Below are 26,409 nucleotides of genomic sequence, written 5' to 3'. Positions count from 1 at the left end.
AAGCCTTAGTAGGCAGATGAACCCTGTTCACCTTTGACAATGGCAATTCCGGAACTCGCTCCGATACGTGTTGCACCAGCAGCAATCATAGCCTGTGCATCAGCCAGGGACCGCACGCCACCGGAGGCTTTGACGCCCAGGTCCGGTCCCACAGTCTTGCGCATCAGTGCAACGTCTTCAACGGTTGCGCCGCCGCCATTGAAACCGGTGGAAGTCTTAACGAAGTCCGCCCCCGCTTCCACAGCGGCTTCGCACGCGATCACCTTCTGCTCATCGCTCAGCATGGATGTTTCAATGATGACCTTCAAGATGGCCTGGCCGGCGTGGACTACCTCGGACACAGCCCGGATGTCATCCACCAGCGCGCCTTTGTCATTGGCGCGGGCGGAGGCCATGTTGATCACCATATCGATTTCATCCGCGCCGTCCAGCACGGCACCCCGGGCCTCAAAAGCCTTCACGTCACTCGGCGTGGCGCCCAGCGGGAAACCGATCACCGAGCACGTGAGCACACCGGAACCCTTGAGGGCCTTGGTGACGGTTTTGACCCACACCGGGTTGACGCAGACTGACTTGAACTTGTAGTCGACGGCCTCCGCGCACACCTTGAGGACGTCAGCCTCGCTGGCCTCAGGCTTCAACAGTGTGTGGTCAATGTAGGAGGCGATATTTGCAGGGGCGACGGCTTCGTTGCTCATGGAATCCTTCCGTGCAGGGCGTGGCCGGCCCGGTGGCCGCAGGGTTGTCACTGCCCGTCAAAGGACCATCTTGCCACATGCGCCGGGGGCCTCTCCGGCCCCCGCCAGCAGCAGCTCATGCGGCCAGCAGTGCCTGCTGATCCTCTTTCCCTGCACCGAGCAGCAAGCCCGAGGCGCACAACATTGCAGAGGACTCGGCGGAGAGAAGCAGACCCAGGCGAAGACCGTCGCAGGATGCGGCATCGCCGATCGCCCAGATTCCCGGCACGGAGGTGGTGAGGTCGCGCCCCACTGAAATGCCGCCGTCGGAGGCTATTGTGAGTCCGGCGCTTTCGGCGAGGTCGTTGCGGGCAGTGCGTTCCTCGGCCAGGACCACCAAGTCGCCCTTCATGCTGCTGCCATCTTCGAAGAGGATGCCGGTTGCCGGCAGTGTGGAACCTTGAGGACGGGCGTCTGGTCCGGTGCCGGTCTCAGTGCCCGGGAAAGGCACGACGGCGGTGGGGCGGAGGGTTGTGCGGACGGGGCGGACTCCGCGGGCCCGCAACACGGCCTCAGCCTGGCCCGCTGCAGGACCGTTACCCACCAGGATTCCCAGCGGGCGGCGGCCCACCAACCGGGTGACGTCTTTGACCGCTTCGCCGATGGAAACGGCGTCATCGATGGTGGAGTAGCTCAGGCCTGATTCGGCGCCTGCCACTGGCGGAAGGGCCGGGGCCGAGCCGGTGGCGATGACCAACTGGTCGTAGGAGAACTCCATGCCGTCCACGGTGGTGACGATCCTTGCATCGGCGTCAATGAAGCTGGCCGCCTGGCCGAAGCGGACCGAGACCTGGGGGAGTTCGGCGAGTTCCAACAGGGCCTCAGGGCACTCGTCGCGGTTGCTGAGTACCGTGATGGTTCCCCGGAAGGCGCGCTGCCGGGAGTCGGACCCGCCGGCGAGTCGCCGCACCAAGGCCTGGGCCGCTGGGCCTGCGCCTGCAATGACGATGTGGTGGGAAGGTGCGGACGGGATGGCGGACATGTTTGGCCCTTTCGCTCATGTGACCTGCTGTTGTTCATCAGCGTAGGGGGCCGGTTTTTCGCGGGTGTTTCGCCGCTGTTGCCATCTAGGGCCTATCCGTAGCGTGGTGTTTACCGGCCGGTAATAACGTGCGTCACATGTGGGTCCCGCCGGGCCGGCTTCAATGCCCGTCTGGAGCGGTGATAGTGCAGATGTCATGATGGACGCATGAGCCACGTCACGTGCGATCTGACTGTTTCCCTGGACGGATATGTTGCCGGTCCCAACCAGCGGCTGGAGGAACCGTTGGGCGACGGCGCAGAGCTCCTGCACAGATGGATGTTCGAGGAGCCGGAGGCGAACGCACCCGAGATTGAGGCGATCCTGGCGGCAGGGGCCTTCATCATGGGACGCAACATGTTCGCAGGACCCGGACCGGCGGCGTGGGATAAGGAATGGCGGGGTTGGTGGGGCGATGAACCTCCGTATCACGCCCCCGTATTCGTTCTGACCCACCACCGTCGCGAGCCGCTGGAGATGGAGGGCGGCACAACTTTTTACTTTGTGACCGACGGCATTGAATCGGCGTTGGCGCAGGCCCGGGAAGCGGCTGCGGACAAAGATGTAGCGATTGCCGGGGGAGCGCAGACAGCCCGCCAGTACCTTTCAGCCGGGCTCATGGACGAGTTGCGGCTGCACATTTCACCCATGATTCTTGGTGGCGGGGAGCGATTGCTCGACGACGTGGGGAACCTGACGCTTGAGCAGACCGGGGTGCGCGGGACCGGGTTGGTCACGCACGTACGGTATCGACCCAACATAATAGGGTCATGACCCGTTCCCTCCGAGCTGTGGCCAGGGCTGCCATGGTGGCCGTGATCGTTTCTTTCCTGACGGCATGCAACGCGCCGGCGCCACTGCCCGAACAGGACCCCCCATCCATTCCGCACGACGCGGACACCGGGCAGACCATTGCTGAAGCCCGCGAGGCCATCGACGCTATTCCCGGGATTTCCGTTACCGACTTTGCGGGCGGAGGCCCACCTAATGTGAAGGGCAACACCGGTTACGCGGTGGCGTTCGACATTGAGCCCGGGTACACCGTCACCTACGGCGACTTGCTCATCGACTACATCGTCCGCAACGTGTGGGCTGTGGGCGAGGGCTATATGCCCAACACGCAGATCCAGATCTCTGCGAGCACCGCCGACGGCGAGCCATTCTTCGACCTCACAGCCGCAGCCGTGGGCTCGGCCTGGCTCAGCCCGCAAACTTCCACGCCCTCGGAGCACAACACCGTGATTATCCCGCTCAGTGCTGAGGACCCGGAGGGGGCACGGAACCTCTCCCTGTTCAAGAAAGACGGTTCCTGGCCGGGCGTCATACCGAAGCCTTTCTCCTATGACGTCACCGTCAAGAGTGGCTGATCCCACGCGACAGCCGCTCCGCGCGTTAGCGGCCCCCACGGCCGTGGTTTGCCTGAGTACAGGGCGTCGAGGACGCTAAGGTCGGCGCCGCTGACACTTGCCTTACCGCTGGCGCGTGACCTTGCGTGTCTGGCGGAACTCCTCGGGCACGTTGACAACGCCCTTCGGAACAGCAACCGTTATTCCCTTTTTGGTGACACTGGTGACCTTATGACCCAGCTGCTTGGCGTACTCAACCACGGGTCGCGAGGCAGCCCTGTTCCGGGCGATGGCGATGAGCACGATCGTGAGGAACGCGACAGTCAGCAGTCCGGGCACCACGATGGCGATCGCCGGGCTGATGAGACCGTTCAGAAGCAGGGCCGGACCGAGGAACCACAGCGCGACAGAGGACACCATAAACCCGAGAACCAACTTCTCGGAGTGTGCGTGTACGGCCTGGGCGTGGGCCAGCTCATCCGGGTAGCGTTCCTTGACCATGCGTGTGATGTCGGCGCTAAGCGCGCCACCGAGTTGCCTGGTCCGGTCGGTCATTGCTCTCCTATGTGTTCGTGCCAGAAGTTGTTCGCTTGATCTTCCCTCAAAATACTCGTCATTCGTCTCACCGCGAGAAACCATCGCCCTGAGGTGCCGAGCGAAGCGGAATGGACAGGATGTCTGGGGTCCGCTGTACACTGAATTATCGAACATATATTCGAATAAAGGTGTGTTGTGGGCGTGATAGTCGGCCCCCGCGTGATAGATGCGGGCTTTTCCCTGATGTCAGTACTGTTGGCACCTATTCCTGTGGCGGCGGGATATCCCTCGCCTGCGCAGGACTATTTTGATGGTCGGATTGATCTCAATGAGCATCTGATCAAGGATGTCACCAGCACGTTCGTGGTGAGGGTGACGGGTCAGTCCATGGAGGGTGCCGGGATCAGTGACGGGGATGAGTTGATCGTTAACCGGGCACTGGAGCCCAAGGATGGGTCCGTCGTCGTTGCTGTCCTTGATGGTGAGTTGACCATCAAAAGGCTGCGCGTCACGCCGTCGGGAGTGGTGCTGGAGGCGGACAATCCCAAGTATCCGGACATTCGAGTGCCCGCGATGTCGGAGCTGACCATTTGGGGCGTAGCCACAACGTGCCTGCATCACATTTGATTGAATCCAGCCGGTAGGGCTTCGCACCCTCTGGGTCGCCGACGCCCTCCTGGGCATCCTCTTCCCCACGCTGGCGGCCCTCGGGGAAGGCTTGGCCACGGGGGCCATCTACCTGGATTTCCGTACCACCGGCATCCCGTCTGCCCGGACTTTTCCACAATCCGGTGGGCGGGATGTTTTCTTGTCGGGGCCCGAAGGTACAGTAGAAGTATTCGAATATATGTTCGAATGCGCGGCGTGTCGTGCACTGAAACGGCGGCTCGCGTGCTAATGCCGATTTAGGGATGGAAATGTCCAAGCCAGCGCTCATGCACCGCATGCAGGAGATTGCCCATGTGGATATCAACTGCTTCTACGCCTCGGCGGAGAGGGCCTTCAACCCTGCGCTGGAGGGCAAGCCTTTGATAGTGCTGTCCAACAACGACGGTTGCGCCGTGACCCGGTCGCCCGAGGCAAAAAAGCTGGGAATCGGCCTGGGGGAGCCATGGTTCAAGCTCGCGCCACGGGCCGAGGAATGGGGATTGATAGCCCTGTCGAGCAACTACGAACTGTATGGAGACATCAGCTCGCGCGTCATGGAGCTCCTGGCCCGGTACTCAGCATGGCAGGAGGTGTACTCCATTGATGAGGCGTTCCTGGGAGTGAAGGGGCAACCGGATGACCTGCTGGAATTGGGGCGAACCATCAAGGTTGCCTGCCAACGGCATGTGGGGGTTCCCGTTTGCGTAGGGATCGCGCGCACTAAGACTCTCGCCAAGCTCGCCAATAAGTGGGCCAAGCATAATCCGGCCTTCAACGGTGTGTGCCGTTGGGACTCCGTCCCGCAGGCCCAACGCGAGGCACTCATGGCGCGGCTCTCCGTGATCGAGATCTGGGGCGTCGCCACCCGGCTCACAAGACGCCTGAACGCGATGGGGATCTTCTCCATCCTGGACCTGGTCCGGGCCGACCCTGTGGCGTTGAGGGATAAATTCTCCATCGTCATGATGCGCACTGTCTTGGAACTGCAAGGCACGCCCTGCATCCCCATGGAGGAAGAACGAATCGGGCGGGACCAACTGATTTTCTCCCGGTCTTTCTCCACGCCGATCACCACGGCCGCGGAGTTACGTCAGGTGCTCAGCGTTTACGGTCAGATGGCCAGTGCCAGGCTGGCCAAGCACGATCTTCAGGCCAAGTTGCTGACTGCCTTTGCTGCAACATCGGTCTACAACCCCAACGACAAATCGTTCCCCACTGTCAACGTCAAACTACCTATGCCAACCTCGGACCCCGTTCTGCTGACCAAGGCCGCACACGCTCTGGTTCCCAGGATCCAGGAAGGCGTCAGGTACGCCAAAGCCGGGATCATGGTCACTGACCTTCGCCCCAGCGGCAACCAGAAACCATTGGAAATCTTCGAGAACCCGCATGAAGAGCGGGGCATTGGCCCCTTGCTGGAGCAAGTCAGCAAGCGGTATGGCCGGGGCTCCATTGGTTTGGGCCATGCGGGCATCAAGGGCGGCCCGGACTGGTCCATGAAACGGGACATGCTCAGCCCCCGCTACACCACCAACTGGGACGAACTTCCCCTGGTGAAGGCGGCCTAGCGTGGCAGGGAAAACCGTGGCAGGAGACCTAAGCCCGCAGCCGGTAACCCCGCTTCACCACGGTTTCCACCAGCTTGCCGTCCGGAAGGGAGGACCGCAGCCGGCTCACCGTCATGTCCAGGGCGTGCACAGAGCCGCGCAAGTCCAACAAGTCAGAGAGAGCCTCCCGGGACAGTACAGCTCCACCCGCACCCAGCAGCGCTCGCAACAGCAGCAGGGGAGCCGGTGCAAGGTCCACCACCTCGCCGTTAATCCGCAAGCAGCGTCCGCGCAATTCGATGGTGGCGCTCTTTGTTTCCAAACGCCGTACGTGGTTCAACGAGAGATGTTCGGTGACCAGCCTGATCAGCGCACCCATGCGGTACCGGTCGGGAATCAGTGGCGTCAGCCCGGCGTCGACCAGCGGTTGTGCGGTGACCGGCCCAACGGCCGCAACAGTTACCGGACCCTTCAGGGCTTCGATGAGCTGGCGGTAGAGGCCCATTTCGTGGGCGGTGCTCCACATCGCATCCACGGCGGGGGCGCTGGTGAACGTCAGGACGTCGAGGTTGCCACCCACCACGGCTTCGATCAGCCGCGGCAGTTTGTCTTCGCCGTCGGGCTTCACCCAGCGGTACGGGGTCACGGTCAGGACCGTTGCACCGGACATGCGGAGCCGTTCCAACTGGCGGACGTCGGTGTACCCGTGCAGCTGCACAGCGACGGTCTTGTTGCGAACGCCTTCGGCCAGCAGCATGTCCACCAGGGTCGCGGTGGTTTCGTCACTGCTGATTCCGACGTCGGCAAGACCGGCCGCCCGCACGGCGCCGCGGGCTTTGGGGCCACGGACGAACATGCGGCATGCGGACAGCGTTTCCAGGAGTTGCTCGCCGATGCCGAAAGAATCTGCGGCTTCACACCAGCGGCGCATCCCGTATGCCGTGGTGGCGATGCAGATGTCCGGTTTAGCCGCGATGATGGTGCGGGTGTCCTCAATGAGGACCATATCCTCCTGAACTGGGGCGATCTTCAAAGCCGGGGCGTGCAACACGCTCGCACCGCGACGCTCCAGGGCCTCAATGAGGTCCCGGGAGCGGCGGTGCGAGGTGACGCCAATGCGGAAACCGTCCAGCGGCGCTTCTACGGCTTCGGACGCTTCCGGCGCGGCCGTAGCGTCCTGGACTTCGATGGCATGTGCAAGAGTCATGGGTTCTTACCTTCAGGCTTCAAGGAGCGAAGCCGCGAGTCGGCTCAGTTCAGCGGATGCTTCGGCATGGTTCCGGTTGGCTTCAGCAACGCGGACCACCTCGCCGATGACCAGTACGGCCGGGTTGCTGCAGCCGGTGGCCGCCGTTTCGATGGTACCGAGGTCCGCGATGGTGGTGCGCTGTCCCGGGCGGTAGCCACGTTCCACCACCGCCATGGGCATGTCCGGCCTCATCCCTGCCCGGCGAAGACCAGCGGCCAGCTGCGGCAGGGTACCGATGCCCATGAGGACCACGATCGTCCCGCCGAGGCCGGCAAGATGGGTGTGTTCCTTCTCGGTCAAGGGGGCATGGCCGGAGACCACGGTGAACATGTGGCTCACTTCGCGGTGTGTCACTGGAATGCCGGCTGCGGCGGGCACGGAGATCGCGCTGGTGACGCCGGAGATGACCCGGACGGGAACACCGGCTGCAACACAGGCCGCCACTTCCTCGCCACCACGGCCAAAAACGTACGGGTCCCCGCCCTTGAGCCGGACAACGTTCTTGCCCAGCAGGGCAGCGTCCACCATGAGCTTTTCAATGTCCCGCTGAGTTACTTTATGGAGCCCGGGCTGCTTTCCCACGTCCACGAGTTCTGCAGAGGTCAGATCGGCCAGCTCCTGGTAGGGAGCGAGCCGGTCATAAAAGACGACGTCGGCATCGCGCAGTGCGTCCACGGCACCCACGGTGAGCAGGTCCAAGGCCCCAGGGCCCCCACCCACCAGGGTCACATGGCCTTCGGCTCCGGGAGCAGGCTCAAACGCAACGGGAACTCCCGCGTCGCGGCAGCGTTCCACCAGCGGCAGCCAGCCGGCCCCGCCGTCGTCCACTACGGCCACCAGGAAAGGGCGCTCGGGCAGCTGGCCGTCACCTGGCATGCCTTCGGGGGAGCTGAGCCGGTACACGTTGGCGCCGGCCTTTTGGTAGCGGCGGACTGCTTGACGGGCAGATTGTTCATTTCCCGTAACCAGGACGTCGCGGCCGGTGAGATCAATGGTGAGCTGCATGGTGAACCCCTAGTTTTCTACGCCGACGGTTTCGCTGCGGACCGGGATGGTGGAAGCGATGAGCACGCCGCCCTTTTCCTCGTTGGTGGCCGGACGGATCTGGCCGCGCTCCGGTACGAAGGAAATGGACTCGTCCTTCTGGTTGGGGGCGTTGACGAAGGAACGGAAACGGCGGAGGCGCTCCGGGTCCTTCAGGGTCTCGGCCCACTCGTCCTCATAGGTGTCGATGTGCTTGGCCATCGCCGCCTCAAGCTCTTCAGCGATGCCCAGGGAGTCGTTGACCACTACTTCTTCGACGTGCTTGATGCCGCCGTCCAGTTCTTCCTGCCAGCGTGCGGTGCGCTGGAGTCGGTCTGCGGTGCGGATGTAGTACATGAGGTAGCGGTCGATGTACTTCAGCAGGGTTTCGTCGTCCAGGTCCTTGGCCAACAGCTGGGCGTGGGCCGGGGTGGCGCCACCGTTACCGCCTACATACAGGTTCCACCCATCGGCCGTGGCAATGACACCAACATCCTTGCCACGGGCTTCTGCACATTCACGGGCGCAACCGGAGACGCCCATCTTCAGCTTGTGAGGGCTGCGGAGGCCACGGTAGCGCAGCTCCAGCGCGATGGCCATGGCCACCGAATCCTGCACACCGAACCGGCACCAGGTGGATCCGACACAGGACTTAACCGTGCGAAGACTCTTGCCGTAGGCCTGACCGGATTCGAAACCGGCATCCACCAGTTCTTTCCAAATGTCCGGGAGCTGCTCAAGGCGGGCACCGAACATGTCGATTCGCTGGCCGCCGGTGATCTTGGTGTAGAGGTTGTACTTCTCAGCGACGGCTGCGATGACGCCCAGGCCCTTCGGCGTGATCTCGCCACCGGCGATGCGGGGGACCACCGAATAGGTGCCGTCCTTCTGCATGTTCGCCAAGGCGCGGTCATTGGTGTCCTGCAGTGCACCGCGGCCGGCATCCAAAACGTACGCGGAGTGCTGGCTGGCCAGGATGGAGGCGATGGTGGGCTTGCAGATATCGCAACCGGCGCCCGTGCCGTACTTGGCCATGATGTCTTCGAAGGACGTGAGCTCCAGGACGCGGATGGCGTCGAAGAGTTCCTGGCGGGAGAGGCTGATGTGCTCACAGAGGGCCTTGGAGACCTCGATGCCGGACTTCTTCAGTTCGCCTTCAAGGAGCTTCTTGAGCATGGGAACGCACGAGCCACACTGCGTGCCGGCCCGGGTGCAGCCCTTCAACTCACCGAGTTCCTGTACGGGGGAGTTGCCCTCGCAGGCACCGCAGCCGTTGATGGTGTCGCGAATGGTTCCGGCGGCCACGTTGTTGCAGGAGCAGAGGATGGCATCGTCCGGAAGCTCGGTCTCCGGAGCCTCGCCACCACCGGCAGCGCTCAGGTAGGCGCCCGGCTCTGCGGACAGTTCGCGGCCCAGAAGCGGGCGAAGACTCATGTACGGGGAAGCGTCGCCCACGAAGATGCCGCCCAGGAGCGTCTTTGCATCATCGGTGGTGACAATCTTCTGGTAAACGCCACGAGCGGGGTCCGCGTACACGATTTCCAGGGCGTGCTCGGTCCGGGCAAACGCGTCCCCGAAGCTGGCCACGTCCACGCCGGACAATTTGAGCTTGGTGGCGGTATCAAAGCCGGGGAACGTTGCTTCGCCACCGTGCAGGCGGTCGGCCACGATCTCAGCCATGGTGTTGGCAGGAGCAACAAGTCCCAGGCACATGCCCTCAAAGTTGGCTACTTCACCGATGGCCCAAATGCCGGCCACTTCGGTGGCACAGAAATCATTGATGACAACGCCACCGCGCTGGCCCAGGCTGAACAGCTGCTCTTCGCCTTCTGCTGCGCGGAAGAGATCGTCGCGAGGCTTGACGCCGATAGCCACGATTACCAGGTCCGCCTCAATGGTGCGGCCGTCAGCCATCAAGACTCCGGTAACATTGCCGTCGTCGTCCGTCAATACCTCGGAGGGGAAGACGCCGCCGTGGACTTCAAAGCCCTTCGCTTCGATCAACCGGCCCAGTGCCTGCCCCGCACCTTCATCCAGCTGGGTGTTCATGAGCCAGGGCGAGCCGTTGATGACAATGGGAGTGGCGCCGAGCTGCTCCGTGCCAGCCGCAGATTCCAGGCCCAGGAGACCGCCGCCGATGGTCACGGCGTTGACCTTACGGCCCAGCTTCCCGCTCAGTTCGGCGATGGCCTTATTGATGGCCCACACGTCCTCAAGTGTCCGGTAAACGTGCGTGTGCTCTGCGCCCGGGATAGGGAGTCGGGCTGCGTCAGAACCTGTAGCCACCACCAGGTGGTCGTACTCATACTTGTTGCCGGCGGCGGTGAGGACACTCTTGGCGACCGAATCGATCTTCACGGCGCGCTCGCCGGTGACCAGGGTCAGGGCCTCATGGTCCCACATGGACGCGTTGCCCAGGGTGAGGTCTACATCGGTTTCCGTCAGGGCCTTGCTCAGCGCCACGCGGTCGTAGGGGAGGTGCGCCTCTTCGGTCAGCACCGTAACCTGCCAACCTTCAAGACCGCGGTTGTACATTGCGTCGGCGAAACGGTGGGCAGCGGGGCCGCCGCCGACGACGACGATGCGGCGCGGGTTCTCTGTACTTGAAGTGTGTCCGGTCACTGGTGGGCCTTTCGCAGATGTTGCATACGGATCTGTCGCAACTTGTGCTTCCAGCCTAGGGACGGGCAGTTTCGCTTCAGTTTCCCTTATGTTTCGTGATCTTAACTTCTGCATCACGAACGCATTTCATCAGGTGTGAGGTCTCTTTTACGCATTGGACACATACACGGACAACCGATGAAACACCGTGGTCTTAGCTTGGAGGAGTGGCCGCAAGTGTGGCCCGGTCCGGGGGAATGACGGTGAAAATACCAGCACCCGGACACTGTGAGAGGGGCTGAAATGACCGTAATTCTGGACCGTGCCGAGGACCTGACCACCACCGCCGCCTGGCACCGTGTTTGCGCGGTGGACGAACTCGAACTGGCTTGGGGCGAAGCCGCGCTGATCGCCGGACGTCAGGTTGCGTTGTTCCGCACAGCACCCACCGAAGTCTTCGCCGTAGCGCAGCAGGATCCGGCGACGCTCGCCAACGTTATGGCCCGCGGAATCATCGGATCCCGCGGAACCCGGCCCACCATCGCATCGCCGCTGCACAAAGAGGTCTACGACCTCGAAACCGGCGAATGCTTCACCAACCCCGAACTCAAGCTCGACGCGTTCGCCACCCGTTTGGTGGATGGTTTTATTGAGGTTGAACTCTAGGAGTTTTATAAACCCAATGCTTCGCTGACGTCCCTGAGAACATCATCCAGGGACGTTCGCGCTGCTTGGCGGGCGGCGGCAAGTTCCGCCGCGGACTCCACAGCCTGGATGACTTCCAGGTAACACTTGAGCTTGGGCTCCGTGCCGCTGGGACGAATAATGACGCGGCTCTGGTCCCTTGTGAGGTACAGCAGCCCGTCCGTGGGAGGCAGGGCTTCGCTTCCTTCGGCAAGATCGGTGAAAACCTCGACGGCGGAGCCCCCGAACGCTTCGGGCGGGTTGACCCGCAGACGGTTCATCATGGCGTCCAAAAGCCCCAGATCCGCCACCCGGATGCTGAGCTGGTCGCTCGCATGCAGTCCGTGGACCAGGTAGAGGTCGTCCAGCGTGTCGAAGATCGTTTTGCCCTCGGCCTTTGCTGCCGCTGCCAGTTCCGCAATCAACACTGCCGCCGAGATGCCGTCCTTGTCGCGCACCAAATCCGGCGCCACGCAGTATCCCAGGGCTTCCTCGTACCCGTAGCTGAGTCCGGGAACCCTTGAAATCCACTTGAAGCCCGTGAGCGTCTCCTCGTGGGCGTACCCTGCTGCGGCCGCGATGCGCGAGAGTAGCCGGGAGGACACGATCGAGTTAGCGAACACGCCCGTCTGCGGCTCATCGCCGGCAGCGGCAGCCATGCGCGCCACCACGTGCGCGCCCAGCAGCGCTCCCACTTCGTCGCCGCGGAGCATCCGCCAGGCTCCCGTGGAGGGATCCAGCGCAGCAACAGCGGCCCGATCGGCGTCGGGGTCGTTGGCCAAAACAATATCTGCACCTGATTCTGCAGCCGCGGCGAGGGCCAGGTCCAGGGCGCCGGGCTCCTCCGGATTGGGGAACGCGACGGTGGGGAAATCCGGGTCCGGCTCGGCTTGCTCGGCCACCAGCGTGACGTCGGTGAACCCTGCGGCGTGGAGGACGGAGACAGCCGTTTCACCGCCGACACCGTGCATGGGTGTGAGGATGATTTTGAGGTCCCGGGCCGGGAAATGGTCCCGATCCACCAAAGCGGCCACGGCGTCTTCATACTCGGCGGCGATGGACATGGGCAGCACGGTCCAGCCGTCTTCTGCCAGCGTGATCGAATCCAATGCACCTACAGCCTCGATCTTGGCTGCGATCTCCGTGTCGTATGGCGCCACGATCTGCGAACCGCGTCCGCTTTCGGTCACGGCGTGCCGTCCGAGGTAGACCTTGTAACCGTTGTCTTGCGGCGGGTTGTGACTGGCGGTGACCATCACGCCGCCGTCGCACTTCAGTGACCGGACCGCGTAGGCGAGCAACGGCGTCGGAAGTGCTGCCGGCATGAGGAAGGTCTCGATGCCTGCTGCTGTAAAGATTGCTGCGGTTTCCTGGGCGAAGATGTCCGAGTTGTAGCGGGCATCGAAGCCGACGACGGCGCGAGGCCGGGTGCCTGGCGCCGCTGCGGCTATGGTCTCGGTGAGGAAAGCGGCGAGGCCTGCCGCTGCCCGGCGGACGACGACGCGGTTCATCCGGTTGGGGCCGGGACCGAGCGCTGCCCGTAGGCCGGCAGTGCCGAACTGCAGGGTGCCGTTGAAGCTGTCGCCCAGTTCCTGCGCTGCTCCCGCATCACCGCTCTCGGCGAGCTCGGCCAGCTCGACGAGAGCAGCCGCCGTCGCCGGGTCCGGGTCTTGGGAAGCCCATTGGCGGGCGTCGGTGATCAGCTGTTCGAATGCGGCATCGCTGGATGTCATAGGGTCAAAACTATCCTCAATGAGACCTTAGCGGGCAACGAGGTACAGGATCCCGCCCCAATGAGTGGTCGTAAAGGGTGAGATCCCGCCCCTCAGCGGAGTTCAAAGAGATCGGGAAGTAATGGTGAAGTCCGTGTCGCCGCCCGTGCTGAACACCGAGGTGGCCGCACTATCCCAGTCCGGGAAGAACGTGTCAGAAAGAGCCACGTCGCCACCCTCGGCGAAGACTTCCACGGAGGATAAGTCCAGGAGGATGGTGAGATGGACCTTGTTGCCGGGGGAGGGCAGCGCCACTTCATGAAACGGGCTGAACTTAGGGGAGAAGTTAGTGGTCCCGGCCTGTGAACGGTCCACCCTCACAGTCCCACTCTCCTTGTTATAGGAGACGCGCAGCCCGGACTCGGAGCCTGGTGAGTGCCGGAGGAGAACGCCTGCCTCGCGCGCCGACGTCAGGTCCATGTCCAGCTCGATCAACTGGGTGCGCCGGTGGAAGTCCTGGCCGAGGTCCTTGACTGCGGAGCCGACGGTGAGGTTTTTGCTCTTCACTTCACCGGCGCGTTCCATCGTTCCCCGGGCCACTCCGGCTATGGAGGATCGCAACTCAAACCTCTTCCCGCCCCGAACCAGGGTGAGTTCACGGGGAATCGCCATGGAACCGCGCCACGGTGTGGTGGGCACGTCCTGGGCATAGTCCCAGTTGCCCATCCACCCCAGGAGTACGGGTTTGTCCCCGGGTGCCCCGGAAATGGAGTTTGCGGCATAGTAGTCGGCGCCGTGGTCCAGCCACTGGGATTCGTCGAGCGGCGCGTCGGGAGCGGCCGCATCCTCGGCGGTAAAGCGTGTCCCATCGAATTCGCCCACGAAGTACTGCATGCCCGAGCCGCCTGCAATGCCGCCGGGGTTGATGCTCAGCAGCATGACCCACTTCTTGGCAGTGGAGTCCTCCACATCCATGTGCAGGAGTTCGGGTACTTCCCAGAGCCCTCCCTGTGCGCCGACGCCGGAGAAATCGCTCAGGTACTCCCAGCGGAGGAGGTTGGTGGACTTGAACAATTTCACTACCTGGGCGTCGGCCACCACGGTGGTCATCACCCAGTAGCGGCCTGGCTCGTACCAAGTGATTTTGGGGTCACGGAAGTTGTTGTTGGTGGGTGTCAGGTTCAGGACCGGGTTTCCCTGGTACTTCTGCCAGGTCATGCCGTTGTCCACGCTGAACGCCACCGACTGGGCCTGCGCGCCTTGGGGCAGCACGCCGTTCTTGCCGTAGGCGCTGGTGTAGAGGGCCACCATGGGTGGATTCTCCGCCGACCCGAGTCCCGAGGCGTTGTTCTTGTCCATCACGATGGAGCCGGAGAAGATCTCTTCCTCCGGGCTTGCCTCCATGGCTACGGGTTGCTGCTCCCAATGGACCAGATCAGTGCTGGTGGAGTGGCCCCAGGACATATTGCCCCACGAGTTTCCGCGGGGGTTGTACTGGTAAAACGCGTGATAGGTACCGTCGTGATAAACGAGGCCGTTGGGGTCGTTGAGCCAGTTCTTTTCAGCCGTCAGGTGGGCCACGGGCCGCCACGGATCCGACGCGGACGGGCGGGGCCCGCCCGGGGCGGGGACCGGCGTCGGGCCTTCAGCCTGTGTGCAGGACGCTGCGGAGAAGGCGACCACGACGGCGGCACTTGCGGCCAGCATTTGGCGACGCGAAAGGTGGGGGCTGGGAAAAGTCATGGGGGAGATCCTGGGGGTTTGGGGGTGGCAGGGGTGCCGGTCCCCGCGGGACCAGTCACCCCTGCCGTGGCCTGAGGGCCGAGGTGTTACTGCTTACTTGTAGAGGCCTTCGCCGCCAACACGGACGTTGGTGGGAAGGTAGCCGAACGGCCCAAGACCGTTCTTGCCGAAGCTGCGATCAACCTGGGTCACGCCGCCCTGAAAGTTCATCTTCACAGTGGGTGACAGGGAGCCGCCGCGGACGCCGTCTACGTTGTCAATGAACGACTGGACGAGCCCGCCGGGCTGGACGTAGTGCGAGTAGGCCTGGAACTGACGGCCGTTCTGGCGAGGGTCCGGACCCTCCGGTGCGTTGGCCGGCATGTTCAGGTCCGTGGGGGAGCCCAGGGCCAGGCCGCTGTTGTTGACCGGCTGGTAGTCGGAGCGGACACCGTTGCCGACAAAGCCGTAGACGCCGTCCGGTCCGCGCATTCCATCTGCGTACGTGAACTGGTGGCTGATGGTGAACAGATAGTACTTGTTCTTGCCGTTCTCGTTCTGGATGAAGATCTGCGGACGCTCAGTCTGATCGTTCACGCAGTTGGCGGAAAGGATGGGAGGCAGGAAGCTCCACTTGGTGAGGTCCTTGTTGTCCGCAACGGCGAGTCCCACGTTGGCAGTCTGGTACCAGGCCCCGGTGCTGTTGACCTGGGCCACGGTCTCGGCGTTGGGATCGCCCGGTTGGTAGCCAAGGTCTTCCTGCTTGCACTTGTAGGAGCCGCGGGTGCCACCGGTGTTGCCTTCGAAGACCATGAAAGTCTTGCCCGGGTGGGCGGGGTCCGCGAAGGTGTACGGATCACGGAATGCGAAGCCGGGGTTCTGGGCTTTGTTCTGGTACAGCTTTCCGTCCGGTTCCAGCAGCTTGGTGTGCTGGAAGCCGTCGAAGCTCACGCCGTCCTTGGTGGCATGGATGGTACCCAGTGCCTTGGCGATCGCGGCGTCCGGAGCGATACCGCCACCGCCGGCATTCCGCTCGGCGACGTCGTAGAACGTGGTGGCCGTGTAGAAGACGTTGATTTTGTTGCCCTGCATGAGGCGGGTGGAACCGGACCACTCCGTATTCCCGATGGACGTGTTGTCCAGGAACAGGTGTCCGCCGTAGTTCCATTTATCCTTGGCAGGATCGGCGTTGGTCTTGCGGAAGAAGTAGCCGATCCTGGCGTTCCAGTGGCGCTGGTCGAAGCCGTAGCCGGCGTTCCGGTCAGCAACCAGGGAGAAGATGACGTCCCAGCCCTTGTAGCTGATCTGGTTGGCGTTCTCGTCCGTCAGGGACCACGTGTCCCAAACCCACACGTCCTCGTTCATGGCCGGGAAGTCCTTGGGGATTTCCGGCATGGTGACGTTGGGGCTCATGGAGTTCTGCCCGGGGGCAACGTTGGGGTTGCTCTGGGCCATGATCTGCTTGGCGTCGGCTCGGGTCCACTTGGACGTGAAATCTGCCGCTGGATCATATGCCTGCTGTGTATGGGTGGTCGGCAGTGGGAAGCCGGGCGTTGGCGCCGGCATGGTGCTCGAGGGCGGATCCGCCGGGAGGTTGGCCTGCGCGGCTGGCGCTACCAACAGGATGCTGCCGGCCACACCGGCCGCTGCTGCGACGGCTACTGCCTGCCGTAACCGGCGGCGCGGCCGTGGAGGGGTTGAGTGCGTGTTCATGCTTACTCTTCTCGCGGAGTGTTGGACTTCGTGGAGTGGGGCGCATGCCCTGACCCCCGGTTGGGGGGTTTCTGTACTCAGGCGTCCGTCGATCCGCTGGAGGCGTCACCGAGGGACGCCATCGTTTCGAGGAGCGGCGGAGCCATGGAGATGTCCGCCGCGGTGGTTCCGGCACGTCGACTTACCGGAACACTCTCCACGCTAGACACGTGTTAGGTCCGAAATCAAAGGGCGTTTCGCCCGACCTTTCAGTTACCGGCAGGTATGTGCGCAAGCGCTTACATTGCCAACATGCGCGCGTGTCACAATAGCCGGGCGGGAATCAAATGTTTCGTCACACATCAGATTTATTCTGTGAATTTACTGTGCGTTTACCTTCCCGCCGAGGTGGCCGGGACCTGCCATGGCAAACAAAAAAGCGGGGCCGCCATGAAGTGGCGGCCCCGCGATCCGGCTGGACTGCTAGAGCTTGGCGATGATCTCCGCCAGCAGTTTGGATATGCGCTTACCCGCTGCTTGGCCGGCTTCCAGGACTTCCGCGTGGCTCAAAGGAACCGGGCTGATGCCGGCTGCCAGGTTGGTGACCAGGGAGATACCGAAAACTTCCATGCCCGCGTGCCGGCCGGCAATGGCTTCCAAAGCGGTGGACATGCCCACCAGGTCTGCGCCGATCCGCTTGGCGTACTGGACCTCCGCCGGCGTCTCGTAGTGGGGGCCTGTGAACTGCGCGTACACGCCTTCCTGGAGGGAGGGGTCAACCTCGCGGGCGAGGTCACGGATCCGTGAGGAGTAGAGGTCCGTGAGGTCAACGAACGTTGCGCCTTCAAGCGGGGAAGTGGCGGTGAGGTTGATGTGGTCGCTGATCAGTACCGGCGTACCCGGGGTCCAGTCCTCATTGAGCCCGCCGCAACCGTTGGTCAGCACCAGAGTTTTGCAGCCGGCAGCTGCGGCTGTGCGAACGCCGTGCACCACGGATCGTACGCCGCGGCCTTCGTAATAGTGCGTTCGTGCCCCTAGAACGAGGGCGCGTTTGCCTTCCTTGGTGAGGACGGAGCGGATGGTGCCAACATGGCCCACCACTGCTGGCTTGTGGAAACCGGGAACCTCGGATGCGTTCAGGGTGGCCGTGGTTTCGCCGATCAGATCGGCGGCTTCCGCCCACCCGGATCCGAGCACCAGTGCTACGTCATGGGATTCGACGCCGGTCTCCGCGGCGATGAAGTCCGCGGCAGCCTTCGCGGCCTCAAAGGGGTCAGTGTTCATCAGCTCAGTGTTACTCACTGGTACAAGCTACCCTGTGGCCGCAGGTCTTTGGTAGGGATACCAAAGCGGGTGAGGGTGTGCTGAGTGGCAGCCGACGTCGCGATGAGCGAGAATTGAGGATTGTGACCACCCAAGTTGACTTCAGTGCCCCCCGTATCGCGATCCTGGGAGGTGGTCCCGGCGGATATGAAGCTGCCATGGTGGCTGCCTCGCTCGGCGCCCACGTCACTATCGTAGAGCGGGCGGGCCTCGGCGGCTCGGCCGTGCTGACCGACGTCGTGCCTTCCAAGACCCTGATTGCCACCGCCGACCTCATGACCCGCGTCGGTGAGGCGGATGAGCTGGGAGTGAAGTTCGACGGCGACGGCACGGCTTCGAAGCCCCGCGCCGACCTCAAGCACATCAACGATCGCGTCCTGAACCTTGCCCATGGGCAGTCCGAGGACATTCGTGCCGGCCTCGAGCGCCTGGGCGTGGAGATTGTCATCGGTTCGGGCAAACTTCTGGACAACAACACCATCGAGGTCCTCACCATTGATGGCACCCGCACTATTGATGCCGACGCTATCCTGCTGGCCGTTGGCGCCCACCCGCGTGAACTGCCCACTGCAAAGCCCGACGGCGAACGCATCCTGAACTGGGCCCAGATCTACAACCTGGACGAGCTCCCCGAAGAATTGATTGTTGTGGGTTCGGGCGTCACTGGTGCCGAATTCGCCTCCGCCTACAACGGTTTGGGCTCCAAGGTGACGCTGATTTCCAGCCGTGACCAGGTTCTCCCCGGCGAGGACACGGACGCCGCGAAGCTGCTGGAAGGCGTCTTCGAGCGTCGCGGCGTGCGGGTGCTGTCCAAGTCCCGCGCCAACGCAGTGGAGCGGACGGACGACGGCGTTAAGGTCACCCTGGGTGACGGATCGATCGTGACAGGTACGCACTGCCTGGTGTGTGTTGGTTCCATCCCCAACACTGCCGGCATCGGCCTTGAAGAAGCAGGCGTGACCCTCACGGAGTCCGGGCACATCAAGGTGGACGGCGTTTCCCGCACCACCGCCCCCAACATTTACGCTGCCGGCGACTGCACTGGTGTCTTCGCCCTGGCATCCGTTGCAGCCATGCAGGGCCGCATCGCGATTGCACACTTCATGGGTGATGGCGTGAAGCCGCTGAAGCTCAACCAGGTGGCCTCCAACATCTTCACGTCCCCCGAAATCGCCTCCGTGGGCGTCTCCGAAGCCGACCTCGCATCCGGCAAGTACCAGGGCGACGTGGTGATGTTGTCCCTGCTCAGCAACGCCCGCGCCAAGATGCGCAACACCAAGGATGGCTTCGTCAAGATCATTGCCCGCAAGGGGTCCGGCACCGTGATCGGTGGCGTGGTGGTGGGTCCGAACGCATCCGAACTCATCTTCCCGATCTCCGTGGCCGTGACGCAGAAACTCCACGTGGACGATGTGGCCAGTGCATTCACTGTCTATCCGTCGCTGACCGGCTCCATTTCCGAGGCCGCCCGGCGCCTGCACGTGCACATGTAGCTCCAACGCCGGCGCCCGTTGGCCTGCCCAGGTGCGGGTGGACGCGAGCGCGCCGGAAAGCTGCGAGACCGCGGTTCCGAACCGGCGATTTCGCAGCTTTTCAGGGTGCTGGCGGCTGTTCGGCGTATAAGGAGTTATGCGGCAGCCGCTTGGAAGTGTTTTTCGATGATCCCCTTGATGTCCTCGTGGCACCCTCCGCAGCCTGTTCCTGCGCGGGTTGCCTTCGATACCTCGGCCACGGAAGAGCAGCCCTCCACCACGGAGTCCTCGATGCTGGCCGCGCTCACTCCGGCACAACGGCAGACGGTCCGCTGGGGATCGTTGCTGGTGGCCCCGGAATCCAGCTGGTCTGGTCCGTCGAGCCTGAGCAGCAAGGACCGGTCAGCGGGCAGCTCCGAGGAGCGCTCGAACAGAACCACCAGCTCAGCGGCTGTCCGGGGCATGCCCACGGCAACCAGGCCTTCAAGCACTCCGCCGCGTGTGGTCATCTTGACGTAGCGGCCGTGTTCCGGATCAGCCCATTGGGAAATCTGCCTGCGGGCGCGCCCGGACGCGGCCCCGGCTTCCAGCAACTCCTCGTCCCAGGGATCGGCCTGGTTGTCTCCTGCCACTGCCAGGTTGACGCCGCGGGCCTTGAGGACAATGACGCCGGGCTTCTCCTTCGGTAGTGCTTCCAAAGCATCTGCGGCAATCTGGCCATCACGGGCCAGGACCACGAGGTACTCGGCCAACCATTCGGCCTGCCGCCAGCCCGGACCGACGAGGCCCGAGGGGCCGGAAGCAGTCCGGCAATCAACGCACGCGGCGTCAGGGCAGCGAACTTCGGCGCAGTCGCCGATCGCGAACATGTGGGGCTCGTGATAAGTCCGGAGATGATGGTCCACAAGGATACCGGCGCCGGTAGGGAGGCCACAGCCCTCCGCCAACTCGATGCGGGGGCGCACACCACAGGACAACACCAGTAGGTCGCCGTCGATCGCCGAGCCGTCGTCGAGGAGCAATGCGGAGAAGCTGCCTCCGGGGCCGGCTGTCTCCACGCCGGTTGACCGTGCGTTGCCTGCCATCCGGACTCCACTGGTCCGCAAGCTGTTGGTAAGCACTGATCCGCTGCCGCGATCGATGCTCCTGCCCAGTGGGAAAGGACCGTTGTGAACCACCGTGGTCCGGGCGCCTTCTTCCGAGGCGGCCAAGGCAGTTTCCAAGCCGAGCACGCCACCACCCAGGACCACCACGCGTTTTCCACCGGTAACCGCAGCGCGAAGCACGGCAGCATCGCGCAGATCACGCAGGGTAGTCACCCCCGCCGGGAGCACAGGCCCGGAGGGATCCGGGTTGAGGCCGGTCAGGTTGGGAATCACGGGACGGGATCCGGTTGCGAACACCAGCCGGTCGTAGTGTTCAGTGCTGCCACCGGACAGCGCTACGTGCTGGCGGGCACGGTCGATTCTTTTGACTGTGACGCCCAACCGCACCTCCACGCCGTCGGACTCCAAGTCGGATGCATCAGCCATGGCCAAAGCCTGGGCGCTGGTGCGGCCGACTCCCAGTTCGGCGATCATCACGCGGTTATACGCGGCCTCGGTTTCCTGGCCCACTACCAGCAACTGCACCAGCCCGGTGCGGACGGCGGGGAGCAGTTCGTCCACGAGCCGGGCAGCGACAGGCCCGAATCCAACAACAACAATGCGCTCGCTCATGATGCCTCCTTGACGTGCAGTGGCAGCCGCGTGTCCTCCGGGACGGTGTAGGAGGGCGGGTCCTGGGTGGAAACTGCGCGCCGGACCCATACCCGGCTGGTCTTGAACTCCGGCATGCCGGAGATGGGATCTGTGGCCGCCTCCGTGAGGCGGTTGGCGTTTTCCTGGCCGGGGAAGTGGAACGGCAGGAAGACGGTGTCCGGGCGGACCGAGTTGCTGAGCTCGGCACGGCAAAGCACTTCGCCGCGCTCGTTGGTGACGGTGGCGTAGTCGCCGTCGGCAATGCCGCGCGAAGCCGCCGTTCCCGGGTGAATAAGGAGCCGGGCTTGCGGCTGCGATGCCAGGAGTTCGCTCACCCGGCGCGTCTGGGCGCCGGATTGGTAGTGCTCCAACAGCCGGCCGGTTGCCAAGGCCAGCGATTCGTCGGCAAAGGAACGGACGGCCCGCTTGGACGGGGTCACCGGGACCATGACGGCCCTGCGGTCAGCGTGGGCGAAGCCCTCAGAGAAGAGCCGTGGTGTTCCGGTGCTGCCCACGGGATACGGCCAGTAGGCTGCCTCGCCGCGGTCCAGCATGGCGTAATCAATGCCCGAGTAATCAGCCAGGCCTCCAGCAGATGCCAGGCGGAGCTCTTCGAAAACGGTCTGGGGGTCGTCGCTGAATGTCGAGGGCGCTTCAAGGAGCTCAGCCAGCCTGGCCATGAGCCACAACTCGCTGCGAACACCCGGGGGAGGCGTCAGTGCGCGGCGGCGACGGATCACGCGGCCCTCCAAGTTGGTCAGCGTTCCTTCTTCCTCGGCCCACTGAGTGACCGGCAGGACCAGGTCAGCTTCGGCAGCGGTCTCTGACATGAAGAAGTCGCACACCACCAGGAAGTCCAGGCTGCGCAATCCCTTGATCACTGCGTTGGTATCAGGAGCCGAGACCACCACATTGGCGCCGTGGACGAAAAGGCAACGGACGCCGTCGGGCTTTCCCAGAGACTTGAGAAGTTCGACGGCGGGCAGGCCTGGTCCGGGGATCAGCGACTCGTCCACGCCCCACACTCCAGCGACGTGGGCCCGGGCGGCAGGATCGGTGATTTTGCGGTAACCGGGAAGCTGGTCGGCCTTCTGGCCGTGTTCGCGGCCGCCCTGGCCGTTGCCCTGGCCGGTGAGGGTGCCGTAGCCGCTGCGGGCCGAGCCGGGCAGTCCGAGCAGGAGGCTGAGGTTGATGGCGGCGGTGGCGGTGTCGGTGCCGTCAACGTGCTGTTCCACGCCACGGCCGCTGAGGATGTAGCTGCCGCCAGCACGGGCGCCTTGGGCGAGCCGGCGTGCGGTTTCGCGGATGAGGGTGGCCGGTACACCGGTGATGGACTGGACGCGCTCCGGCCAGAAAGCGTTGAGGCTGCGCACCACGGCTGCGTAACCGCTGGTGTTCTTCTCGATGTACGAGGCGTCGGTGAGTCCCTCGTGCACCACCACGTGGCTGATGCCCAAAAGGAGTGCCAAATCGGTGCCGGGCGTCGGCTGCAAGTGGAGGCCGCCGCCGTCGGACGTAAACGCAGCAGTAGCCGAGCGTCGGGGGTCCACCACAACCAGTCCGCCGGCATCCCGTGCGCCTTGCAGGTGCTGGACGAACGGAGGCATGGTCTCGGCAACGTTGGAGCCGAGCATGAGGATCACGGACGCGGTGTCCAGGTCCGTGACGGGGAAGGGGAGGCCTCGGTCCACGCCAAAGGCCCGGTTTCCGGCAGCTGCTGCGGATGACATGCAGAACCGGCCGTTGTAATCGATGCGGGAGGTGCGGAGGGCCAGCCGGGCGAACTTGCCCAGCATGTACGCCTTCTCGTTGGTGAGGCCGCCGCCGCCGAAGACTCCCACGGCGTCGTTCCCGTGCTGCTGCTGGGTGTCCTTGACGGCGGCCGTGATGAGCATGAGCGCCTGGTCCCAGGAGATGGGCTGGTGTACGCCGTCCGAGCCCTTGAGCATCGGCTCCGTGACGCGCCCGTTGTGATTCAACAACGACGCCGATGTCCAGCCTTTGCGGCACAGCCCGCCCCGGTTGGTGGGGAAGTCGCGTCCCGAAACTTCCAGGGGCACGGCGGGTGCTGCGCCCGGCGCGGGGACTGCCCCCGCCGCGGGTGCGGCGGGGGTCAGCCTCATGGCGCACTGGAGCGCGCAGTAGGGGCAGTGGGTATCGGCGCCGTTGGGCATCTAGATGTGTCCGATCGTGTTGCGCTTCTGGGCGGGGCGGATGTAGCAGACCCAGCAGACGGTGAGCATCAGGACGTAGGCTCCAACGAATCCATAAAACGCCGGGGTGTACGAGCCGCTGGCCGAGTTGGAGGCGTTGAGTACCTGCGGGATGACGAAGCCACCGTAGGCGCCGATCGCGGAGATCAGGCCCAGCGAGGAAGAAGCCAGGCGTGCCGTGGTGGCGCTCGGGGCTCCTGCTCGAGCTGCGCGGCTGGACGTTGCGAAGATGACCGGGATCATGCGGTACGTTGCGCCGTTACCGAAGCCGCTGGCCAGGAAGAGCAGCAGGAACAAGGTGAGGAAGAGCCAGAAGTTCTTCAGGGGCAGCGTCCAGATCATGGTCAGCGTGATGACGGCCATGGAAGCGAACGAGGCGATGGTCATCCGCGCGCCACCCATGCGGTCGGCCATGCGTCCGCCATAAGGGCGGGCCAGGGAACCAACCAGCGGGCCGAGGAAGGCCAGCGAGAGCGCCACAGCGCCAACATGAATGGAGGAGAAGTCCGGGAAGTAGTCCTTGATCAGCTTGGGGAAGACGCCGGCAAAGCCGATGAACGAACCGAACGTTCCAATGTAGAGGAAGGCCATGATCCACAGGTGCGGTTCCTTCAGGGCGGCCAGGGAACCGGCCAGATCACCCTTGGCGCTGGTGAGGTTGTTCATGTACTTGTAGGCGCCAAAGGCGGCGATGATGATCAGCGGGATCCAGATGATGCCAGCCATGGGCAAGTTGACGGTTCCGGCAGCAAGAAGGGTGATGGCGATGGGCACAACAAGCTGCGCGACGGCGGCACCGAGGTTTCCGCCTGCTGCGTTCAGGCCCAGCGCCCAGCCCTTTTCGCGGGCGGGGTAGAAGAAGGTGATGTTGGCCATGGAGCTGGCGAAGTTGCCGCCACCGAAGCCGGCAAGTGCAGCCATGAGGAGCATGATGCCGAACGGTGTCTCCGGATTGGAGACGCAGATGGCCAGTCCTGTTGTGGGGATCAGCAGGAGCAGGGCCGAGACGATGGTCCAGTTCCTGCCACCGAACTTGGGGACCATGAAGGTATAGGGAATCCGGAGCGTGGCGCCTACCAGGCTGGGAATGGAGATGAGCCAGAAGATCTGGTTGGTGTCGAACTGAAATCCGGCCGCGGGCAGCTGGACCACCACAATGGACCACAACTGCCAGACGACGAAACCGAGGAATTCGGCGAAGATGGACCAATTGAGATTGCGCTTGGCGATGGACCGGCCTTCGGACTCCCATTGGCCCTTGTCTTCGGCATCCCAGTTGGCGATCCAGCGGCCGGGACGGTGTTCAAGGGCGGAAGTGGCGGTGGCAGTGGACTGGGCGGGAGCCAGTGCATCTGCGGTGCGGTCAACTGTCACGGAAGTGCCTCCTTGGTGGGGACGTTGTTCTTCCAAGGTAGGTTTGGCGCATTTCGTGGACGGTCGCCGTTTGTAAACGCCCTGTGACATTTCCCTATCGGCGGGGTCACCGGCGCGTGAGGCGATGGTGAGGTAGTGTGGCGCGGACCACAAGGTGAGATTTTCTTGTCTGTCCGCATGTTGGACTTGGTTGTCCAGTCAATGGACAGCGGGAACTATTATTGAACTCTCGAATAATCCGTCGCCAGCAGGCTCCTGGGGGACCGGCCGGCGCAAAAGAAAGCTGCAAATACATGTCTTCCACCGCACCATCCAAGGAAGGTGAGTCCACTAAGCCAGTGAACTCACGGGGCAAGGTGATCTTCGCGAGCCTGATCGGCACGACGATCGAGTTCTACGATTTCTACGCCTACGCCACCGCGTCAGTACTCGTCTTCCCCAAGCTCTTCTTCCCCGACGCCACTGACATCAATGCACTGCTCAGTGCGTTCGCCATCTTCGGTGTCGCTTTCTTCGCACGGCCCATCGGCGCCGTGGTCTTCGGCCACTTTGGTGACAAGATCGGCCGCAAGGGCACCCTGGTGGCCTCGTTGCTGACCATGGGTATTGCAACCTTCCTTATCGGTCTCCTGCCCACGGCCTCCATGCCGGGGTGGGCCATCCTGGCCCCGATCATGCTGGTGATCCTCCGCTTCTTCCAAGGCCTCGCTTTGGGCGGAGAATGGTCAGGCGCAGCGTTGCTGGCCACCGAGAACGCGCCCGAAGGCAAGCGCGCCATCTACGGAACGTTCCCGCAGCTGGGTGCTCCCATCGGCTTCATCATCGCCAACGTCATCTTCATCTGGATGAACGTCTCCCTGAGCGCCGAAGAGTTCCTGGCCTGGGGCTGGAGGGTTCCGTTCATCCTCAGCGCCGTGCTGGTGATCGTGGGCCTTTACGTTCGTTTGAAGCTGGTGGAGAGCGCATCCTTCACCAAGGTGATCGAGCAGGAAAAGGTCCAGAAGCTGCCCCTCGCGGCTACACTCAAGAGCCACTGGCGCCCCGTGGTGGCCGGTACCTTCATCATGTTTGCCACCTACGTGCTCTTCTACATCATGACCACGTTCACCCTGTCCTACGGCACCAAGCCCACCCTTGCCGGCGCCCAGGCGGCGGCCGAGAAGGCCGGTACGCCCATGACGCCGGAGCAAGTGGCGGCGTTTGTTCCCGGCCTGGGAATCACCCGGTCCGACTTCCTCTGGATGCTGATCATCGGCGTCGTCTTCTTTGGCATCTTCACCGTGGTCTCCGGACCGCTCGCCGAGAAGTGGGGCCGCCGCAAGTTCCTGTTGGGAGTCACTGCGGGCATCTTCGTGTTCGGTGCGCTCTGGTTCACCATGTTTGGTCCCGGCCAGGCAGCGGCGATGGTTGGTCTTATCGTGGGCTTCACACTCATGGGCCTCACCTTCGGACCCATGGCAGCGATCCTTCCGGAACTGTTCCCGGCCAACGTCCGCTACACCGGCTCGGCTGTGGCGTACAACCTGTCCTCAATGATCGGCGCAGCACCCGCTTCGTTCGTGGCTATTGCGCTCTGGTCCGCAGCCAACGGCAGCACCTGGCTGGTGGGCGCCTACATGGCCGCCGCTGCGGTGGTCACCTTCATTGCGCTGTGGCTGACCCGCGAAACCAAGGACATGGAAACTACGGTCAGCAGAAGCGTCAGCCCTGCACCGGCGAGGATCTGTGGGGCGAACAGGTAGGACACCACAACGTCCCAGCGGTAGCGT

21 protein-coding genes are annotated in these 26,409 nt (G+C 63.5%); 7 read left to right on the top strand and 14 right to left on the bottom strand.

Annotated features, from left to right (window positions below; genetic code table 11):
* Nucleotides 1-5: 5 nt before the first annotated feature.
* Together deoC and MOD31_RS19915 are read right to left on the bottom strand one after the other, a co-directional pair.
* Complete coding sequence (deoC, locus tag MOD31_RS19920) at nt 6-698, bottom strand: deoxyribose-phosphate aldolase (protein ID WP_250821490.1); 693 nt, start codon at nt 696-698, stop codon at nt 6-8.
* Nucleotides 699-813: 115 nt separating this feature from the next.
* Complete coding sequence (locus MOD31_RS19915) at nt 814-1,719, bottom strand: FAD-dependent oxidoreductase (protein WP_166841408.1); 906 nt, start codon at nt 1,717-1,719, stop codon at nt 814-816.
* Nucleotides 1,720-1,926: 207 nt separating this feature from the next.
* Here MOD31_RS19915 and MOD31_RS19910 point away from each other — a divergent pair, with 207 nt between their 5' ends.
* Together MOD31_RS19910 and MOD31_RS19905 are read left to right on the top strand one after the other, a co-directional pair.
* Nucleotides 1,927-2,532 carry a dihydrofolate reductase family protein gene (locus MOD31_RS19910; RefSeq protein WP_166841407.1) on the top strand — a complete coding sequence of 202 codons (606 nt, stop codon included), beginning with the start codon at nt 1,927-1,929 and terminating at the stop codon, nt 2,530-2,532.
* Nucleotides 2,529-3,125: a hypothetical protein gene (locus MOD31_RS19905; protein ID WP_166841406.1), complete on the top strand. Its 597-nt coding sequence runs from the start codon at nt 2,529-2,531 to the stop codon at nt 3,123-3,125. The genes MOD31_RS19910 and MOD31_RS19905 overlap by 4 nt, the downstream gene beginning before the upstream one ends.
* A gap of 102 nt (nt 3,126-3,227) precedes the next feature.
* On the opposite strand, the gene MOD31_RS19900 is transcribed toward MOD31_RS19905, so the two are convergent.
* The gene (locus MOD31_RS19900) at nt 3,228-3,659 is read right to left on the bottom strand and encodes a hypothetical protein (protein WP_250821489.1); all 432 of its coding nucleotides are present in this window, start codon (nt 3,657-3,659) and stop codon (nt 3,228-3,230) included.
* Nucleotides 3,660-3,836: 177 nt separating this feature from the next.
* On the opposite strand from MOD31_RS19900, the gene MOD31_RS19895 reads away from it, so the two are divergent.
* Nucleotides 3,837-4,268 carry a translesion error-prone DNA polymerase V autoproteolytic subunit gene (locus tag MOD31_RS19895; protein ID WP_250821488.1) on the top strand — a complete coding sequence of 144 codons (432 nt, stop codon included), beginning with the start codon at nt 3,837-3,839 and terminating at the stop codon, nt 4,266-4,268.
* A gap of 290 nt (nt 4,269-4,558) precedes the next feature.
* Nucleotides 4,559-5,857 (top strand): Y-family DNA polymerase, encoded by a 1,299-nt coding sequence (locus MOD31_RS19890; RefSeq protein WP_208096494.1) that lies wholly within the window; start codon nt 4,559-4,561, stop codon nt 5,855-5,857.
* Between the two features lie 28 nt (nt 5,858-5,885).
* Here the strand turns inward: MOD31_RS19890 and MOD31_RS19885 are convergent, their stop codons facing one another.
* The 3 genes from MOD31_RS19885 to nirB are packed head-to-tail and all read right to left on the bottom strand — an operon-like array spanning nt 5,886 to nt 10,730.
* Entirely contained in the window at nt 5,886-7,043 is a 1,158-nt protein-coding gene (locus MOD31_RS19885) for a uroporphyrinogen-III synthase (RefSeq protein ID WP_166841403.1), read from the bottom strand.
* Nucleotides 7,044-7,055: 12 nt separating this feature from the next.
* Complete coding sequence (gene cobA / locus MOD31_RS19880; protein ID WP_166841402.1) at nt 7,056-8,090, bottom strand: uroporphyrinogen-III C-methyltransferase; 1,035 nt, start codon at nt 8,088-8,090, stop codon at nt 7,056-7,058.
* A 9-nt stretch (nt 8,091-8,099) separates the two neighbouring features.
* The gene (gene nirB / locus MOD31_RS19875) at nt 8,100-10,730 is read right to left on the bottom strand and encodes a nitrite reductase large subunit NirB (RefSeq protein ID WP_250821487.1); all 2,631 of its coding nucleotides are present in this window, start codon (nt 10,728-10,730) and stop codon (nt 8,100-8,102) included.
* Between the two features lie 282 nt (nt 10,731-11,012).
* On the opposite strand from nirB, the gene nirD reads away from it, so the two are divergent.
* The gene (gene nirD / locus MOD31_RS19870; RefSeq protein ID WP_142939804.1) at nt 11,013-11,375 is read left to right on the top strand and encodes a nitrite reductase small subunit NirD; all 363 of its coding nucleotides are present in this window, start codon (nt 11,013-11,015) and stop codon (nt 11,373-11,375) included.
* Between the two features lie 5 nt (nt 11,376-11,380).
* Here the strand turns inward: nirD and MOD31_RS19865 are convergent, their stop codons facing one another.
* The 5 genes from MOD31_RS19865 to MOD31_RS19850 all read right to left on the bottom strand — a co-directional run bounded on the left by MOD31_RS19865 (nt 11,381) and on the right by MOD31_RS19850 (nt 17,803).
* Nucleotides 11,381-13,126 (bottom strand): phospho-sugar mutase, encoded by a 1,746-nt coding sequence (locus tag MOD31_RS19865; RefSeq protein ID WP_142939803.1) that lies wholly within the window; start codon nt 13,124-13,126, stop codon nt 11,381-11,383.
* A gap of 102 nt (nt 13,127-13,228) precedes the next feature.
* The gene (locus MOD31_RS19860) at nt 13,229-14,848 is read right to left on the bottom strand and encodes a glycoside hydrolase family 32 protein (protein WP_166841399.1); all 1,620 of its coding nucleotides are present in this window, start codon (nt 14,846-14,848) and stop codon (nt 13,229-13,231) included.
* 93 nt (nt 14,849-14,941) lie between these two features.
* A complete protein-coding gene (locus MOD31_RS19855; protein ID WP_250821486.1) occupies nt 14,942-16,540 on the bottom strand; it encodes a glycoside hydrolase family 68 protein in 1,599 nt (532 codons plus the stop codon).
* A 77-nt stretch (nt 16,541-16,617) separates the two neighbouring features.
* Nucleotides 16,618-16,749 carry a hypothetical protein gene (locus tag MOD31_RS21995; RefSeq protein ID WP_274595841.1) on the bottom strand — a complete coding sequence of 44 codons (132 nt, stop codon included), beginning with the start codon at nt 16,747-16,749 and terminating at the stop codon, nt 16,618-16,620.
* Between the two features lie 253 nt (nt 16,750-17,002).
* Nucleotides 17,003-17,803, bottom strand: coding sequence for a purine-nucleoside phosphorylase (locus MOD31_RS19850; RefSeq protein WP_187697247.1), 801 nt, complete (start codon nt 17,801-17,803; stop codon nt 17,003-17,005).
* A gap of 122 nt (nt 17,804-17,925) precedes the next feature.
* Here MOD31_RS19850 and MOD31_RS19845 point away from each other — a divergent pair, with 122 nt between their 5' ends.
* A complete protein-coding gene (locus MOD31_RS19845) occupies nt 17,926-19,335 on the top strand; it encodes an NAD(P)H-quinone dehydrogenase (protein WP_142939798.1) in 1,410 nt (469 codons plus the stop codon).
* A gap of 134 nt (nt 19,336-19,469) precedes the next feature.
* Here the strand turns inward: MOD31_RS19845 and MOD31_RS19840 are convergent, their stop codons facing one another.
* From MOD31_RS19840 to MOD31_RS19830, 3 genes are read right to left on the bottom strand one after another with little or no spacing between them, the layout of a single operon-like run.
* Nucleotides 19,470-21,032: an FAD-dependent oxidoreductase gene (locus MOD31_RS19840; protein WP_250821485.1), complete on the bottom strand. Its 1,563-nt coding sequence runs from the start codon at nt 21,030-21,032 to the stop codon at nt 19,470-19,472.
* Nucleotides 21,029-23,227, bottom strand: coding sequence for a molybdopterin oxidoreductase family protein (locus MOD31_RS19835; RefSeq protein WP_250821484.1), 2,199 nt, complete (start codon nt 23,225-23,227; stop codon nt 21,029-21,031). The genes MOD31_RS19840 and MOD31_RS19835 overlap by 4 nt, the downstream gene beginning before the upstream one ends.
* Complete coding sequence (locus MOD31_RS19830; RefSeq protein WP_250821483.1) at nt 23,228-24,640, bottom strand: MFS transporter; 1,413 nt, start codon at nt 24,638-24,640, stop codon at nt 23,228-23,230.
* Nucleotides 24,641-24,933: 293 nt separating this feature from the next.
* On the opposite strand from MOD31_RS19830, the gene MOD31_RS19825 reads away from it, so the two are divergent.
* Nucleotides 24,934-26,382 carry an MFS transporter gene (locus MOD31_RS19825; RefSeq protein WP_250821482.1) on the top strand — a complete coding sequence of 483 codons (1,449 nt, stop codon included), beginning with the start codon at nt 24,934-24,936 and terminating at the stop codon, nt 26,380-26,382.
* Nucleotides 26,383-26,409: the final 27 nt, after the last annotated feature.

The sequence above is a fragment of the Paenarthrobacter sp. TYUT067 genome (assembly GCF_023656375.1).
GTDB lineage: Bacteria > Actinomycetota > Actinomycetes > Actinomycetales > Micrococcaceae > Arthrobacter.
Note: the sequence above shows the minus strand (reverse complement) of the source record. Positions and strands in the feature narration are given on the sequence as shown.

Bases quoted from the DNA above. Each gene is read 5' to 3' on its own strand.
- deoC (WP_250821490.1), bottom strand. From the start codon at position 698: ATGAGCAACGAAGCCGTCGCCCCTGCAAATATCGCCTCCTACATTGAC.
- MOD31_RS19915 (WP_166841408.1), bottom strand. From the start codon at position 1,719: ATGTCCGCCATCCCGTCCGCACCTTCCCACCACATCGTCATTGCAGGC.
- MOD31_RS19910 (WP_166841407.1), top strand. From the start codon at position 1,927: ATGAGCCACGTCACGTGCGATCTGACTGTTTCCCTGGACGGATATGTT.
- MOD31_RS19905 (WP_166841406.1), top strand. From the start codon at position 2,529: ATGACCCGTTCCCTCCGAGCTGTGGCCAGGGCTGCCATGGTGGCCGTG.
- MOD31_RS19900 (WP_250821489.1), bottom strand. From the start codon at position 3,659: ATGACCGACCGGACCAGGCAACTCGGTGGCGCGCTTAGCGCCGACATC.
- MOD31_RS19890 (WP_208096494.1), top strand. From the start codon at position 4,559: ATGTCCAAGCCAGCGCTCATGCACCGCATGCAGGAGATTGCCCATGTG.
- MOD31_RS19885 (WP_166841403.1), bottom strand. From the start codon at position 7,043: ATGACTCTTGCACATGCCATCGAAGTCCAGGACGCTACGGCCGCGCCG.
- cobA (WP_166841402.1), bottom strand. From the start codon at position 8,090: ATGCAGCTCACCATTGATCTCACCGGCCGCGACGTCCTGGTTACGGGA.
- nirD (WP_142939804.1), top strand. From the start codon at position 11,013: ATGACCGTAATTCTGGACCGTGCCGAGGACCTGACCACCACCGCCGCC.
- MOD31_RS19865 (WP_142939803.1), bottom strand. From the start codon at position 13,126: ATGACATCCAGCGATGCCGCATTCGAACAGCTGATCACCGACGCCCGC.
- MOD31_RS19860 (WP_166841399.1), bottom strand. From the start codon at position 14,848: ATGACTTTTCCCAGCCCCCACCTTTCGCGTCGCCAAATGCTGGCCGCA.
- MOD31_RS19855 (WP_250821486.1), bottom strand. From the start codon at position 16,540: ATGAACACGCACTCAACCCCTCCACGGCCGCGCCGCCGGTTACGGCAG.
- MOD31_RS19850 (WP_187697247.1), bottom strand. From the start codon at position 17,803: ATGAACACTGACCCCTTTGAGGCCGCGAAGGCTGCCGCGGACTTCATC.
- MOD31_RS19840 (WP_250821485.1), bottom strand. From the start codon at position 21,032: ATGAGCGAGCGCATTGTTGTTGTTGGATTCGGGCCTGTCGCTGCCCGG.
- MOD31_RS19835 (WP_250821484.1), bottom strand. From the start codon at position 23,227: ATGCCCAACGGCGCCGATACCCACTGCCCCTACTGCGCGCTCCAGTGC.
- MOD31_RS19825 (WP_250821482.1), top strand. From the start codon at position 24,934: ATGTCTTCCACCGCACCATCCAAGGAAGGTGAGTCCACTAAGCCAGTG.